We start from the raw sequence: 15284 nt of genomic DNA, 5'->3' as shown, positions 1-15284 counted from the left end.
ATGCAGCTGCTGGCTCGGCCACGCAGGCCCGAAGCCTTGCCGAGGCGGCTGGACCGCCATCGCATCTATGTGCTGCCCACCCGCTTCGGCCTGTTCGTTGCCACCCTGCTGACGGCCATGCTGCTGGGCGCACTGAACTACAACAACAACCCGGCGCTGCTGCTGGCCCTGCTGCTCGCGGCAGCAGCAATCGCCAGTGCCATTGCCGCGCATCTCCAGTTGTCCGGCGTGCAGATCGATGCGATCTCCGCCGAGCCGGTAGCGGCCGGGCAACCGTTGCGCCTGCGCGTGGACCTCTCACTGCGTGACCCGCGTGCGCGGCATGGCCTTCATCTGCAGCTGGGTGACAGCAACGCCTGGACCTCGCTGCCTGCGCACGGCCGTGGCGAAGTGGAACTGGACGTTCCCAGCGAACGCCGTGGCTGGCTGGAACTGCCGCGCATCCGACTGTCCACCACCCAGCCGCTGGGCCTGGTGCGGGCGTGGTCGTGGGTGTGGCCGGAACAGCCGCTGCTGGTCTACCCGCTGGCCGAAGCCGTGGCGCCTGCACTGCCGGAGAGCCGCAGCGATCCGCTGCACACCCGCGCCCATGCCAGCGGCGAGGAACTGCACCAGCTGCGCCCCTACCGGGCGGGCGATGCGCCGCGCAGCATTTCCTGGAAGCACTCGGCTCGCCGCGACAGCCTGCTGGTGCGCGAGTACGAAAAGCCGGTCGGCATCGAAGTGATCCTCGACTGGCGCGCATTGGCGCCGTTGGGCCGTGAAGCACGCATCGCTCGATTGGCGCGCTGGGTGGATGTGGCAGAGCGCGAGGGCCGCCGCTACACCCTGCTGCTGCCTGCACACCCGCCGTTCGGGCCCGGTCAGGGCGCCAGCCACCATCACCTGTGCCTGCGCGCTGGCGCTGATGCCGCATGACTGAGACCCCCGCCCTGCTCGACCGCAATGCCCGCAACTGGACCCTGGCCAGCGCAGCGCTGGCCTTGTTGCCGTTGCTGCTGCAGCTGCCGCCACTGCTGGCTGGTGTGATCGCGCTGGCGGCGATCATCACCGCCGCCCTGTCGTGGCGGACAGTGTTGCCGATGCCGGTACGCCTGCTGCTGGTGCTGGGCATGCTCGGCGCCATCGTCTGGCAGATGGGCATGGTGCGCCCCGGGCGCGATACCGGTTGCGCACTGCTGGCCGCGATGCTGGCGATCAAGTCCAGCGAGCTGCGCAGCCTGCGTGATGCCCGCAGCCTGCTCGGCTTCGCGCTGTTCTCGCCCTTTGCAGCATTCCTGCTCGACCAGGGGCCGCTGACAACCGCGCTGGCCGCGCTGGCCGGGGGCAGCGCACTGATCGCGCTGCAACGCCTGGCCCAGGATGAAGGTCATGCCGGCCGCCTGCCACTGCGCGGGCAGCTGCATGGTGTCGGCCGCCTGTTGGCGATCGGCCTGCCGCTGGCATTGGCCTGTTTCTGGCTGTTCCCGCGCCTGGCCACACCACTGTGGGGTGTTCCCGAGCGCGCCGTGGGTACACCGGGGTTGTCCGACAGCATGGAGCCCGGCCAGTGGTTGGACCTGATGGCCGACGACAGCCCGGCGCTGCGCGTGCAATTCTTCGGCACTCCACCCGAGCCGGCGCAGCGTTACTGGCGCGGCCCTGTACTGACAGCCTTCGATGGACGGCGCTGGACACGCGACCGCGCGAGCGGCGGCCTGCTGCCGTGGTTGAAGCAAGTACACAGGGCTGGGATTACCAGATCGACTACGAGCCGACCGACCGCCGCCAGCTGGTGGCGCTGGACCTGCCCAGCCGCGCGCCTGCAGGCAGCATGCTGGATGCGGACATGAGCCTGAGCAGCGAACGCCCGCTGGCCTCGCTCAGCCGCTGGCGGTTGCATTCGGCCCCTCCCCTGCGTTTCGACAGCACGCTGTCGCCCTATCTGCGCCGCGCGACGCTGCAGCTGCCGACCGGCTTCAACCCGCGCACCGCCACGTTGGCGCAGCAATGGCGACAGGAGGCTGGCAGCGATGACGAGGCCATCGTGCGCCGCGCGCTGCAGTGGATCACCACCGACTTCTCGTACACGCTGGACACCCCTGCGGCGGGACGCGACCCGATCGACGAGTTCCTGTTCGGCTACAAGGCCGGCTTCTGTGAACACTTCAGCTCGGCCTTCGTGGTGCTGATGCGCAACGCCGGCCTCCCGGCGCGGGTGGTGACCGGTTTCGCCGGCGGCACCCGCAACCGCATCGGCGACTACTGGGTAGTGCGGCGAATGGATGCCCACGCCTGGGCCGAGGTGTGGCTGCCGCAGCGCGGCTGGGTCCGGGTCGACCCGACCGCAGCCGTGGCACCGGAACGCATCCTGGACACACTGGATGACCGCCTGCAGGCCGGCACGGACACGCCACTGCAGCAGCGTTGGCTGCAGCTGGGCCAGCTGGGCGACTGGCTGCGCCGCGGCTGGAACGACCTGGTGCTGTCGTTCGATGCGCGCCGCCAGCAACAGCTGCTCAAGCCGTTCGGGCTGGACGATCTGGGCCCTGGGCAGCTGGTCGCTGGCTTCGTGGTGGCCGCACTGCTGGCGCTGGCGTGGATGGCCTGGCTGCTGGCCCGTGGCGAGCGCGAACGCGACCCGCTGCTGCGCGCCTGGCACCGGCTCGGACGGCGCTACGCCCGCCTCGGCCTGGCCCGTGAACCGCACGAAACCGCCCAGGACTGGGCACAGCGCGTACACCGGCAGCGTCCTGACCCGGCCCTGCTCGCGCTCAGCCAGCGTTTCGCTGATGCGCGTTACGCTGGAACTTGCACCGACCTCGCTTCATTATTGCGGGACCTGCGCAGGCATCGCCCGACTTCCGGAGCCTCCCCATGAACACCAAGTTCCTTCTCACCGCTGTGGCCACGCTGGCCCTGTCGGCCTGCGCCACGGCCCCCAAGCCGCTGCAGGGACAGTTCAGCCTGGTCTCCCCTCGCGATTCGGTCGCTACCCAGCAGGTCGGCACGCCGGTCCGTTGGGGCGGTCGCATCATCGAAACCAAGCCCGGCCAGGGCGAGACCTGCTTCCAGATCATCTCGCGCCCGCTCAATGGCAGTGGCCGCCCGAACACCACTTCGTCCGATGCCAGCGACGGTCGTTTCATCGCCTGCCGTGCCGGCTTCTACGACCCGGCGGTGTTCGAAGCCGGTCGTGACGTGACCTTCATCGGCAAGATCGACGGCTACCAGAACACCCGCATCGGCGAATACGACTACCGCCTGCCGAAGCTGTCGGCCGATGTGATCTACCTGTGGCCGGAACAGCGTCAGGTCGACGTGGTGCCCTACCCCTATGGCCCGTGGGGCCCGAGCCCGTATGGCCCGTACTGGGGCGGCTATGGTCGCTGGGGCTGGTGGTGATCGTCACCGCACAGGCATGACGGAAAAGGCCGCCCTCGGGCGGCTTTTTCCATCCTCGTCGGGATACGGTAGATCCACGCCAGGCGTGGATAGGGGCTTCAACGCCCCGGGGTACCGAAGTGCCCCAGCGGCGCACCGGCCAGCAGGTGCATGTGGATATGGAACACGGTCTGCCCGGCGTCCTCGCGGCAGTTCATCACGATGCGGTAGCCGTCCTGAGCAAAGCCCTCGCGGCGCGCGTACTCGGCGGCAGCCAGCGCCAGCTTGCCGATCAGGTGCGCCTGCGACGGCTGCAGGTCATCCAGGGTCGGAATGATCTCGTTCTTCGGAATGAACAGCACGTGCACCGGCGCCTGCGGTGCGATGTCCTTGAAGCCCAGCACCTCGTCATCCTCGTAGACGATGGTGGCCGGGATCTCGCGACGGATGATCTTGCTGAAGAGGGTTTCGTTGCTCATGATCGGCCTCGGCGGGGATGTCTCCCGCATTGTAGGCCGCCCGCGCCCGGCCATGCCGACCGTTGCTCAATCGCGGAATTCGCTGCGCGTCCCGAACGCGTGCGACAGCGTGCCACGATCAACGTATTCCAGTTCGCCGCCCAGCGGCAGGCCCTGCGCCAGGCGGCTGGGCTGCACCTTGCGCGCGCGCCAGCTGCGCCAGGTAATGCGCGGTGGCCTCCCCCTCCACAGTGGCGCTGGTGGCGATGATCAGCTCCTGCACCTCGCCTTCGGCCAGCCGCCGCTCCAGCTGCTCCAGGCCCAGCTCGCGCGGGCCGATGCCATCGAGCGGCGACAGCCGCCCCTGCAGCACGAAGTAGACACCGCGGAAACCGGTGGCGTTTTCGATGGCCAGGCGGTCGGCCGGCGATTCGACCACGCACAGCTGGCTGCGCTCGCGGCTGCCGTTGGCACAGGTCGGGCACAGCTCGGTTTCGCTGAAATCGCGGCACTGCACGCAGTGGCCGATTCGCTCCACCGCCAATGCCAGTGTCTCGGCCAGACGCTGGCCACCTTCGCGCTCGCGCTCGAGCAGGTGATAGGCCATGCGCTGCGCCGTCTTCTGGCCGACGCCAGGCAGCACCCGCAATGCGTCGATCAATTGTTCAAGCAGGGGTGCGGACACGGCGGCATGCTTTCATGGCGTCGAGCACGCTCGACAGCTGTTTGTAGAGTCGAGCCATGCTCGACTGAAGGTTGGAACAGTCGAGCAAGCTCGACTCTACGGGATCCGTGGCACCCGGTTACACGGGTGCCACGCTGAAAATCAGAACGGCAGCTTCATGCCCGGCGGCAGCTGCATGCCGGCGGTGGCCGACCCCATCTTCGACTTCGACTCGGCATCGATCTTGTTCGACGCATCATTGAAGGCGGCGGCGATCAGGTCTTCCAGCATCTCCGGGTCGCTGGTCAGCGACGGGTCGATGCGCACCTTGCGGCATTCCTTGGCACCGGTCAGGGTCACGCTGACCATGCCGCCGCCGGCGCTGCCGGTCACTTCGATCTTGGCGATTTCTTCCTGGGCCTTCTGCAGGTTTTCCTGCATCTTCTGGGCCTGCTGCATCAGTTGGGCGATGTTTCCGCGCATGGTGTCTTACTCGTCAAAAGAACGGATGGAATCGGAAACAACCCGGGCACCGTGCTGTTGGATCAGCACCTGCACTTCCGGGTCGTCCATGAAAATGGCCTCTGCCACCTGCTGCCGCTCACTACGCTGGCGGTCGGCACGCTGGTGCAGGGTCTCGGCCGGAACGTGTTCGGTTTCCACGGTCTCGACCACGATCTTCGGCGCCTGGCCGAGGGCCTTCTCCAGCATCTCGCCCAGGGCGGCCAGCGCGCTCCGAGCGCAGGTATTCAAATCCGGGCGAAAGGCCCAGTTTCAAGGTCCCGTGCTGGCAACTGATGAAGGCAGCGTTGGCGGCCAGCTGCCGCGACGGGCCGCTCAGGCCACTGTTGGCGACCAGATCCAGCCAATCCTCGGCGCTGGCCAGATCGCTGACACCTTCCTGCGGCACGGCATCACGTGCCGGGGCCGGCTCGGCCGGCGCGATGGCAATGCCTTCAGTGCGGAACGGGCGCTCGGGCGGCGCAGGCTCGCTGGGAGCCGCGACGGGAGCTGGCGGTTCATGCCAGGGCGCCACCATGGCAGCGTCCGGCCCAGCCATCTCGGCCGCCAGCGCCTCGTCACGCGCCTCGGCTTCGTCGGTGGCCCACGGCGGCGGGTCGTCGCCCGCTTCGGCTTCAACGGATGCCGGTGCCGCTGCTTCGGCCTTCACCGGCGGCGGTGACACGGGCTCTTCCACCGGAACCGGCTCGGGCTCCGGGGTCGGGTCCGGTTCGGGTCGTGGGGCCGGCTCAGGTTCGGGTTCAGGTTCGCGCGGCGCGACCTGCGCCGGAGCGGCCACCTGCGCTACTACGGCCGGGCTTGCCAAAGTGGCGGCAGCCGCCGGTGTCGCTTCGTGGGTACCCGTACCGCTGCCACCACCGGCAGTATTGCCACCCGGCGCATTGCCTGCACCATCCACCGACTTCGGCACCGGCGGGACCGCCGCGGCCGGGCGGAACGCAAGCATGCGCAGCACAGCCATTTCAAAGCCCGCGCGCGGGCTAGGTGCCAGCGGCAGGTCGCGACGGCCGTTCAAGGCCATCTGATACCAGAGCTGCACCACTTCCGGACGCAGGCGTTCGGCGAACACCGTCGCATCCAGGCCTTCGGCAGCCGCTGCGGCACCCGGTACCAGCTGCTGCACCTGGATGCGATGCAGGCCTTCGGCCAGCGCTTCCAGTACGCCGCTCCAGTCCGGCGAGAACTCCGCCAGCGCAGCCACCACCTGCAACAGGCGCGGACCATCGCCTTCGGCCAGCGCATCGAGCATCGCTGCCACCTGGGTGCGGTCGACCGTGCCCAGCATGGTGCGCACCACGTCCTCGCGCAGCGCGCCGCCGGCGTAGGCGATCGCCTGGTCCAGCAGCGACAGGCCGTCACGCAGGCTGCCGTCGGCGGCCTTGGCCAGCTGCACGATGGCGCTGCCGTCGGCCTCGATTTCCTCAGCCGCCAGGATGCGGGTCATCTGGCCCTGGATCTGATCCTCGTCCAGGCGCTTGAGGTTGAACTGCAGGCAGCGGCTGAGCACGGTGACCGGCAGCTTCTGCGGGTCGGTGGTGGCCAGCAGGAACTTCACGTGCTCCGGCGGCTCTTCCAGCGTCTTCAGCAGCGCGTTGAACGCCGCCTTGGACAGCATGTGCACTTCGTCGATCAGGTAGACCTTGTACTTGCCACGCGAGGGCATGTACTGCGCGTTCTCGATCACCTCGCGCACGTCATCCACACCGGTGTTGGACGCGGCGTCGATTTCCAGCAGGTCGATGTAGCGGCCGGCGTCGATGTCCAGGCAGGCCGCACACTGGCCGCATGGGTCTGCGCTGGTGCCCTGCTCGCAGTTCAGCGACTTGGCGAAGATGCGCGCGATGGTGGTCTTGCCCACGCCGCGGGTACCGGTGAACAGGAACGCATGGTGGACCCGGCCGCTGTCCAGCGCGTTGCTGAGCGCACGGACCACGTGTTCCTGGCCCACCAGCTCGGCAAAACGCTTCGGACGCCACTTGCGGGCAAGGACGAGATAGGACATCAGGCCACCGTTTTCCATCGGATGTTCCATTGTGCCATGCCTGTCCAGCCCCCTCGCCACCCATTGCCATGGATACGCCGTTGATCGGGGTGCTTGTGTCCGGCCGCGCCGCCCGCTAGAATCTGCGCCCCTGCTGAGGCGTTTGCCGATGGCAGGGATCCGGAGAGGTGTCCGAGTGGTTGAAGGAGCACGCCTGGAAAGTGTGTAAGCGTCTAAACCGCGCTTCGGGGGTTCGAATCCCCCTCTCTCCGCCAAATCCAATAAACCATTGATTTTTCAGTGGTTTATAGCAAAACGAGGCAAGTGCCACAGGGTCAAACCTATGGGACGCTTGCATGAACAAACTGCCTCGTTACGTCGTATGCCACGGCAGTGGCTACGCTTTTCGCATCATCGTTCCTTCCCACCTCCGCCAACAGGTGGGCAAGAAGGTCATCAAGCGAAGCCTTCGCACACGTGATCCACGTGTTGCGCAGGCGTGGGCGATGGTGCTCGCTTATCGCTACTCTATGGCCTTCAAACTCGCTGAACGTGCGGACATGATCAAAGACGCTGACGACCTGCTGGCCAGTGCATTGAATGCAGTGGACGGGCCGAGCCAGCAGTACAAGATCAGCCGGAACCGCCACGGAACCTTCTCGGTCCAGACGGACGGCACCGAGCATGACCACAAGCAAGCACTGGAAATGCTGGCGCTCCTGCAAAGCCAGCCATCCGGCCCCGCCGTGGAAGCAATGCCTTCCCCTGCGGACGTGGAGGCTGTCGCGACCAGGGGCCTCAAGCGCATTTCCTTGCGGAAGGCCGTCGAGGAATACAAGGCGCGGATCAAGCCCGCACCCAAGTACAGGGCGAAGGTCAAGACCTTCAACGGCCCTATCAGCAAGGTCTTGAGCGAGTTCGAGGACTGGGCAGGCGCCAACTCCTACGTCTACAACCTCACCCGCAACGACGTAAGCAAATTCACAACCCGCCTGTTAGGGACGGGGCTGGCGAAAAGCACAGTTAGAGATAAGTTGAGTTATCTGAGCGGGTTCTTTGAATTCGCCCAATCGAGCCAGTATTTCGCCAACGGCGACAATCCCGCCTCTGGCCACATCACCGTCACAAAGCGCGACAAGCGCGAGTCAGCAAAGCGCGGTTGGAAGCGTTTCAGCGCCGAACAGTTGAAGACAATTTTTCACCCCGACAATTTCGACCAGATCAAAGACCGAGACACCCGATGGTTGGCTTTGCTCGCCCTTTACACCGGAGCAAGATCAAACGAACTGGCGCAAATTGATCTGGTCGATTGCGCCAAGATTGCAGGCTTGCCCTGCATCACGATCACGGACGAGGGCGAAGACATGAGCGTGAAGGGTGGTCATAGCGTCCGCAATGTCCCCATCCATCCCGACCTTATCGCGCTGGGATTTTGGGAGATGGTGGAAGCGATGCAGACCCGTGGGGAAAAGCAACTGTTTCCCAATGCGAACCGGAAAGCCCTCAACGGCCCCGCCCAAGCCATGGGGAAGAAATTCAGCGCCTACTTGGCCAGCCTGAAAATTTCTGCGCGGGGCGAGGGCAAAGTGGGCTTGCGCAGTTTCCGCCCCACGGTCATTTCGCAGATGGCGGAAAACGGCATCTCCCAAGGCTGGCGAGAACTGTACGTGGGGCATGAGCCAAGCGAGGGCATTAGCACCCAAGAAACCAGCCATGTCATTTCCTACACCAAGACCCAACTGATTGAACAGATCGCCAAGCAATGCCATCCGTCCCTTACATGGTCGAAGACCGTGATCAACCTTCAGGAACTGCGCTTGATGCTTACGCATCAATGATCCAAATGACCGATAGCAATGTCTCACCCAGCGAGACCTCACATTGCTACTTTGACCTGCAAATGACCCGATTTGGAACCGACTCAATGACTTCTTTCGCTCAGCCTCCTGGTCCTATTGTTGGACCCGCCAGCCGTTCATTGGCGAACAAGAAGAACAACGGCCAAAAGGTTCGCCACAAGGTGGTATCGCTGTTTTCTGGTTGCGGTGGAATGGATCTTGGCTTTCTGGGGAATTTTTCCTTCCTCGGGAAAAAGTACACGCGCAATCCCTTCGAAATCATTTGGGCGAATGAACTAAGTCCGGAAGCGTGCAAGACATACGCCCACAACATTGGACAACACATCCACTGTGGTGATATCTGGGAAATGATTGACGCCCTACCCCCGTCCGCTGATGTCGTTATTGGCGGGTTCCCGTGCCAAGACATCAGTGTCAATGGAAAAGGCGCAGGCGTGGAGGGCGCCCGCAGTGGACTTTATCGGGCCATGGTGGAAACGGTTCGCAAAGTTCAACCGAAGATCTTCATCGCCGAAAACGTCAAAGGCTTGTTGATGAAGCATCACAAGTCAGCGCTGGAAAAGGTCATTTCCGACTTCCGAGCGTTGGGCTACGACGTCAATTTCCGCCTTTATCACTCTGCGGACTACGGCGTTCCGCAGACCCGTGAGCGCGTGATCATTGTCGGCACCAAGGGAAAGCAATCGTTCCAGCACCCCGCTCCGACCCATTCAAAGGACGAGTGGGTTACGGCTCAGGAAGCACTGCATGACCTGATCGACATGGAAGAAGACGAGGCGTTCAGCCATACGTGGAGCCGAGCGAGCCGGTCGCCCGAACAAGGCAACCGTCGTCTTGCGCCGGATCGACCGGGTTACACCATCCGAGCGGAGTGCCATGGAAACATTCAATGGCACTACTCTGCCCCGCGACGCATTTCCATGCGGGAGGCCGCGCGCATTCAGTCCTTCCCAGACGACTTCGTCTTCAAGTCCAAACTTCGCCAGACGGAACGCCAGGTCGGCAACGCAGTGCCCCCAGTAATGGCTTGGCACATTGCCCGCGCCGTGGCCAAGCACATTGACCAAGGCTGACCCGTAGCCCACAGCGCAACCATCTTGTAGCCTACGGCTCTTTCAGGGCCGTGGGCTACGGATGAACAAGGCACAATTTGAGAAGGCGCTGGATTGCATCTGCGCCCAGTTGACGGCTGAGGCGAGGCAGGCCCCGTTTCGCGGGGCGAAGGACTTTGAGAACAGGGTCCGAGAGGTTGCACAGCAAGCCCTTCCCCATGTCCAGATCAATCTAAACCCCGCCGATCAAGCGTTTCCGGACGTATGCATCGGGGAGTTCGGCATTGAAGTGAAGTTCACGACCAATGACACTTGGCGAAGCGTCGCCAACAGTGTTCAAGAAACCAATCGCGACCAGAACGTCCGGCACGTCTATATCGTCTTCGGAAAGATGGGAGGACTGCCTGAGGTGCGCTGGGGTCAATACGAACTCTCAGTCGTGCATGTTCGTACTTCCCACGTGCCACGATTTGAGGTTGAAATCGGAGCACAGAATTCGCTTTTCGACACCATGGGCGTAGGTTACGACGACTTCCGCCAGCGACCCATGCACGAAAAGATGGAGTACGTGCGGGCGTATGCCCGACAAAGACTCAAGCCAGGTGAGCGTCTTTGGTGGCTGGAAGATCGCGAAGACGAAGACGCCCATAGCCTTCCGATCCAAGCAAGGCTCTACACCAAACTCCCTCAAGAAGAAAAGACTCGGCTTCGTGCAGAAGCAATCTTGCTCTGTCCCCGAATCGTCTCCTCAGGTCGATCACGAGACAAATACGACGACGTTGTCTTGTATTTGCTTACCTACCACGGCGTGTTGTGCCACCAAGCCCGCGATCTTTTCTCTGCCGGTAGCGTCGCCAACCCAGACAACGATGACGAAGGCGGGGTTTATATCGCCCGTTCGATTAAATTGATCGAGCAAGAATTGATCCTTGCCTCCCTCAGAATGGAAAGCGAACTTTTTGTCGAGTACTGGGGGAACGATGTGCCCAAGCACCAACGCATTCAAGAATGGGTTCGCTTGGCTGACCGCTATGCAAAGGACTGGACGCCTTCCGAATACTTATTCGACGGGCGGTTTGCCTAAACTTTCCACTTGACAGATAAGAAGCGTTTGTTAATTTGCTCTTGTCGGCACGTTGAACGTCACGCAGACGGCTTAACACTTTATCTGTCGTCCAGACGGCTTAGAAGAAATTCGGAAAGGCCTAGCCTTTGACGCCGACCCGAGAAAAAGCCCCCCAGCGCTGGGGGCTTTTTTTTACCTCGCGATCGGTGTCGTCGGCGCAGGACCCGGCGAGACAGGGCGGGTTTGCGACGCCTTCAACCGCGCATTCTCCTTCAACGCCTCGGCCAAAGCCGTCTCCGTTTCTGACTGGCGAAGATATCGCTCAGTCTCGGCAATTTTCGCTTTTAAACCCGCGCACTTTGCCTTTAACGCTTTGATCTCTTCTCTGTAGAAGTCGGGGCTCTTGAGTTGCTTGTGGGATGCAGACATGGGTTTTCTCCTGAAGGAAATGAGGTTTCCTTCAGTTAAAAAGAAAAGCCGGATATGTCAAGCCTTGGGCAAATCTTGAGCCCTGAAGAGCAGACGCAGAAAATCAAAATCATTTCATGTTGAAAAATACTTTTTCAATACACACCTGCACCAAGGTGCGACGCCTTCGGCCCGCAGGCGTGTATCTGTGGGGTTTTCCTGTAATACATCCTAAATTTGTACACGCTTGACATATATAGCTTTTCTGTTTGGATGAAAGGAACAAAGCAATAAAGGGGCAATTCATGGACGAGACAAAAAGCACCATCATCCAAGCCAGAGTCACAATCAAAGAAAAGCGAGAACTGGAACAAGAAGCCCAGCGCCTTGGCTTGTCCGTTTCAGAACTGGTCCGAATGAAACTCACTTCCAACCTGACGGAAAAAATCGCTCCAATCCTTCAAGCGCACTCGGCAATTCTGACCCGAAAAATTGAAAGCGTTTTGAAGCAAAACGCCGAGGAACATGCGCGAACAAACTACGAACTTTACGCCAATCTTCACCATCTCCTTTATTCCAACAAATGAAGGAAAAGCCATGATCAGTTTGGAGAAGTTAAAACTCAAGAATGGATCAGTGGACGGCATCGCCAACTACCTGCAAACCACCGCTAAATACTACGAGCAGACGGGGATGGATCTGCCGGCGAGATGGATCACCAAGGGAAGCGCAGGCGATGCCTTGAACGATCCCGCCCGTGATCCAAATGACGACTTCGCCAGGATGCTGGCAGGCATCGACCCCTTGACGGGCCAAACGCTCCGCAAATCCACCACCGCTAAGACCGTGCTTGCGTTCGACGTGGGCACCAGTTGCCCCAAAGCGTTTTCTTTGGCCTTGGCCACAGCAGACGAACCACTTCGCGGTCAGATCGCCAAAGCGATGGAGAAGGCGAACGGCTTAGCCCTTCAGTACGTAATGAGTGAACTCACCTCACGCACGGGGCAAGGTGGAAAAGGCTCCACCATGCAAGTCCAAGAATGCTTCGCCAGAAGCGTGATGCATTTGGACAGCAGGGAGGGCGACCCCCAAGCGCACTTCCACAACGTCCTGATCAATGTCGCCATCGGAACGGACGGAAAAGCCCGCACGCTGGATGGAAAAAAACTCTACGCCTTGCAACGATCCGCAGGCGCGATCTTTGACCAAGCCGTGGCAAGAGAATTGCAGGCATTGGGCTTTGGCATCACCCGCACCATCGAAGACTCAGACAAAGGAACAATTCGCTGGGGAATTGTTGGGATTGATCGGGAGGTGGAGAAAGTTTTCTCCATGCGTCGAAACCAGATCATTGAACACATGGAGCGAACGGGGGAGAACTCCGACACGGCGAGCAAAAAAACCCGCAAGAGAAAAGACAACGAACTCACGCCTGCCCAAATCTGCGACAACACCGCCAAAGTTATGGCCCAGTTGAAGCAGGAAGGGCTTACACATTGGGAAAGGGCTAAGGACTTGGCAGGGGCAAGGAGCCAGATTGAGGAACTGGACCACATGAAAATTTTCCAGCAATTGCACAAGACCGAAAGCGCCTTTGATCGTGCCCAATTGATCGAAGCCGTGGCCAAGTATGAGGCATTGGGCTTTGATCCAGAAAAAACCGCCGACAACACGATCAAACGATGCCTGTTTGATGGGTCAGTGATCCCGTTGCAAAGCACAGCAGACGGGACAAAACGCTTTTGCAGTCGGGAACAGTACGAACTTGAAGTCAAAGGCGTGGTGTTGGCGCAACGCCTACACGCCAACAAGAAACACGACCTTGATCCGAAACTGGTGGACGAAGCCATCAAGGCCCAAGAACAAGAACTGGGATATGGCCTTGCCGACGAGCAGAAAAACGCCATCCGGCAAATGTGCGGAACCGGAGGGTATGGAAACATACAAGGCTGGGCCGGAACGGGCAAATCCGCATCCGCTGGCGCTTACGTCAAAGCCCACCATAGCGCAGGCTATACCGTTATCGGCTCTTCCACATCGAACGTAGCGACAAAGAACCTTGCCGAAGAAATCAACAAAAACGCACCCGATGGGAAAAAGATCAAGGCCCTAAACACCACCAGATTGCTCAACGCCTTGGACAGTGGGGAAACGATCTTGTCCGACAAGCACCTGATCGTTTTGGACGAAGCGGGAATGATTGGGGCGGAGACACAAACCCGCTTGCTTAGCCACATCGAGCACGCAGGCGCAAAGGTGATTTGCGTTGGGGATTTGAACCAACTTCAACCCATCAATGCAGGCAACAACTTCCGCTACACCTTGGATGCATTGGGAGGCGCAAGCCAGCAAGAGATCAAGCGCCAGAGGAATGAAACGCATCTGGCGCTGGCCAAAGAATTCTACGACGCCAAGAAAACCGGTCAGCAGATCATGGATGAGATGAGAGCCAAGAACATGCTTGTCCAGTGCAAAGACCAAGGCAAAGCCGTCCGCGAACTGGTGCAGGACTACCAAGCCGACCCGAAAGGCCACGAGCAGAAACTGATCTTGGCCACAACCCATGACGAAATCGCCAAACTGACGGACGTTCTCCGCGAGGACATGAAGCAAAAGAAACAACTGGACACAGAGCAATCCAAGTTGATCGGCGTGACCACACCTGGGAAGGGTGGAAAAAATCCAGAAAGCGCCGAAAAAGAGTTCTGCGCGGGTGATCGCATCCGCTTCACCAAGAACAATTCAGCCCTTGGCGTCAACAACAACGACATGGCCACGCTGGTGCGATTTGATCACGAACAAAAGGCCATGATCGTGAAACTGGACGGCAAGCCAAACGAAATGAGCGTGGCGCTTGACCCCAAGATCAACCACTTTACCCACGGCTACGCCCGAACGAGCCACAGCGCCCAAGGTTTGGGCGCAGATCACGTTTTCGCCCTTGGAACCGGAAGCCAGAGTTTTGACCGAAATATGGGACTGGTGAACTTCACCCGCACCAAGGAACAATTTCGGATGTATGGAACCAGCAAACAATTCAACAGCATGGCCGAAGCCATGGACGAATTCAGACCCAAGGAAGGCGTGTTGAGTCTACTCCGACCGGAACAAGCCGAGATGTTTAGGCATGACGTGGAAAGCATGCACCGCAACATCAACGCCAAAAACTTCGTCAAAGACTTCAATGCGAAATTGGTCGAGAAAGCAAACGCGTTAGAGAACGAGCGCAATTCGGCTTTGGCGTTCGTTTCATCTTATGAGGACAAGATGGAAAAGAAGGCTACTCTGACCGAGACCACAGAACTCAAGCGGGGCAAGAAAACAGCCATTGACGGCAGATGCAAAGCCATCAACGAAGAATTGTCCAAGGTCCCGTTCTATGAAAAACTAGGAAAAGAGGCAAGGGAAAAGAGAAAGGAACTGAAGATATTAGGGGAAGAACGTGAGGAAGTGGACAAGTCCCACCGACAGGTTTACCAAAAGATCGAGGAATTGAACGGCGATTTGAAGAAAGACAAGAGCGAGTACGAAGAGAAGACACAAGCCCTTTTCCAGTTGGATCAGGAGCAACAACAGTTGAAGAACAACTATCAGAAGAATGTAAGAGCAGAAGCAACGGCCAAGGGCATGAACTTGGATCGGGACATGAACCAAAAGCCCCTGATTGAAATCATCAGGGAAGCCCAAGCCAAGGAAGAAAAGAAGAAGAAGCAACAGCGCGAGGTCGAAAAGACGATGGAAAAATTGAGGGAGCAAGAACTCGCTCGGTGGGCATGGGAACAGCAAGAACGAGCAAAGCAGGAACTGGCCCGCCAGCAAACGCCCACCCAACAACACCAACCCACGCAACAAATCCGCCAACGGCGAGGTCGTGGGCTTTCGCTTTAATGCTTGTCCATGCTCTTGGCGCG

At 60.4% G+C, this 15284-nt stretch carries 9 protein-coding genes, 1 tRNA gene and 4 pseudogenes; 9 read left to right on the top strand and 5 right to left on the bottom strand.

Features of this window, described 5'->3' with window-relative positions; all coding sequences use genetic code 11:
- The 3 genes and pseudogenes from ACZK2V_RS05010 to ACZK2V_RS05000 all read left to right on the top strand — a co-directional run bounded on the left by ACZK2V_RS05010 (nt 1) and on the right by ACZK2V_RS05000 (nt 3384).
- Nucleotides 1-922: pseudogene (locus tag ACZK2V_RS05010) on the top strand (DUF58 domain-containing protein).
- Nucleotides 915-2860 (top strand): annotated as a pseudogene (locus ACZK2V_RS05005) (transglutaminase TgpA family protein). The pseudogenes ACZK2V_RS05010 and ACZK2V_RS05005 overlap by 8 nt, the downstream one beginning before the upstream one ends.
- On the top strand, nt 2857-3384 hold the full coding sequence (locus ACZK2V_RS05000) for a Slp family lipoprotein (protein WP_032127773.1): 528 nt from the start codon (nt 2857-2859) through the stop codon (nt 3382-3384). Before ACZK2V_RS05005 ends, ACZK2V_RS05000 begins: the two are co-directional and overlap by 4 nt.
- A 98-nt stretch (nt 3385-3482) precedes the next feature.
- Here the strand turns inward: ACZK2V_RS05000 and ACZK2V_RS04995 are convergent, their stop codons facing one another.
- The 4 genes and pseudogenes from ACZK2V_RS04995 to dnaX form a co-directional block, all read right to left on the bottom strand.
- A complete protein-coding gene (locus ACZK2V_RS04995; RefSeq protein WP_014646179.1) occupies nt 3483-3842 on the bottom strand; it encodes a histidine triad nucleotide-binding protein in 360 nt (119 codons plus the stop codon).
- Nucleotides 3843-3908: 66 nt separating this feature from the next.
- A pseudogene (recR, locus tag ACZK2V_RS04990) lies at nt 3909-4506 on the bottom strand (recombination mediator RecR).
- Between the two features lie 141 nt (nt 4507-4647).
- Nucleotides 4648-4968: a YbaB/EbfC family nucleoid-associated protein gene (locus tag ACZK2V_RS04985; RefSeq protein ID WP_005408298.1), complete on the bottom strand. Its 321-nt coding sequence runs from the start codon at nt 4966-4968 to the stop codon at nt 4648-4650.
- A gap of 6 nt (nt 4969-4974) precedes the next feature.
- Nucleotides 4975-7009 (bottom strand): annotated as a pseudogene (gene dnaX / locus ACZK2V_RS04980) (DNA polymerase III subunit gamma/tau).
- A 161-nt stretch (nt 7010-7170) separates the two neighbouring features.
- Here dnaX and ACZK2V_RS04975 point away from each other — a divergent pair.
- The 4 genes from ACZK2V_RS04975 (at nt 7171) to ACZK2V_RS04960 (ending at nt 10983) form a co-directional block, all read left to right on the top strand.
- A tRNA-Ser gene (locus tag ACZK2V_RS04975) sits at nt 7171-7263 on the top strand.
- 81 nt (nt 7264-7344) lie between these two features.
- The gene (locus ACZK2V_RS04970) at nt 7345-8826 is read left to right on the top strand and encodes a DUF6538 domain-containing protein (protein ID WP_486322950.1); all 1482 of its coding nucleotides are present in this window, start codon (nt 7345-7347) and stop codon (nt 8824-8826) included.
- Entirely contained in the window at nt 8769-9920 is a 1152-nt protein-coding gene (locus ACZK2V_RS04965) for a DNA cytosine methyltransferase (protein WP_486322949.1), read from the top strand. The genes ACZK2V_RS04970 and ACZK2V_RS04965 overlap by 58 nt, the downstream gene beginning before the upstream one ends.
- A gap of 61 nt (nt 9921-9981) precedes the next feature.
- Nucleotides 9982-10983 (top strand): hypothetical protein, encoded by a 1002-nt coding sequence (locus tag ACZK2V_RS04960; protein WP_414613769.1) that lies wholly within the window; start codon nt 9982-9984, stop codon nt 10981-10983.
- Nucleotides 10984-11157: 174 nt separating this feature from the next.
- On the opposite strand, the gene ACZK2V_RS04955 is transcribed toward ACZK2V_RS04960, so the two are convergent.
- Nucleotides 11158-11394 (bottom strand): hypothetical protein, encoded by a 237-nt coding sequence (locus ACZK2V_RS04955; RefSeq protein WP_414613768.1) that lies wholly within the window; start codon nt 11392-11394, stop codon nt 11158-11160.
- Between the two features lie 284 nt (nt 11395-11678).
- Here ACZK2V_RS04955 and ACZK2V_RS04950 point away from each other — a divergent pair, with 284 nt between their 5' ends.
- Nucleotides 11679-11960, top strand: a complete 282-nt coding sequence (locus ACZK2V_RS04950; RefSeq protein WP_414613767.1) for a plasmid mobilization protein — start codon at nt 11679-11681, stop codon at nt 11958-11960.
- Nucleotides 11899-15261, top strand: a complete 3363-nt coding sequence (gene mobF, locus ACZK2V_RS04945; RefSeq protein ID WP_486322948.1) for a MobF family relaxase — start codon at nt 11899-11901, stop codon at nt 15259-15261. The genes ACZK2V_RS04950 and mobF overlap by 62 nt, the downstream gene beginning before the upstream one ends.
- Nucleotides 15262-15284: the final 23 nt, after the last annotated feature.

The organism is Stenotrophomonas sp. 93052_Sma (assembly GCF_056481145.1).
This window is presented reverse-complemented; position numbering and strand designations above follow the sequence as displayed.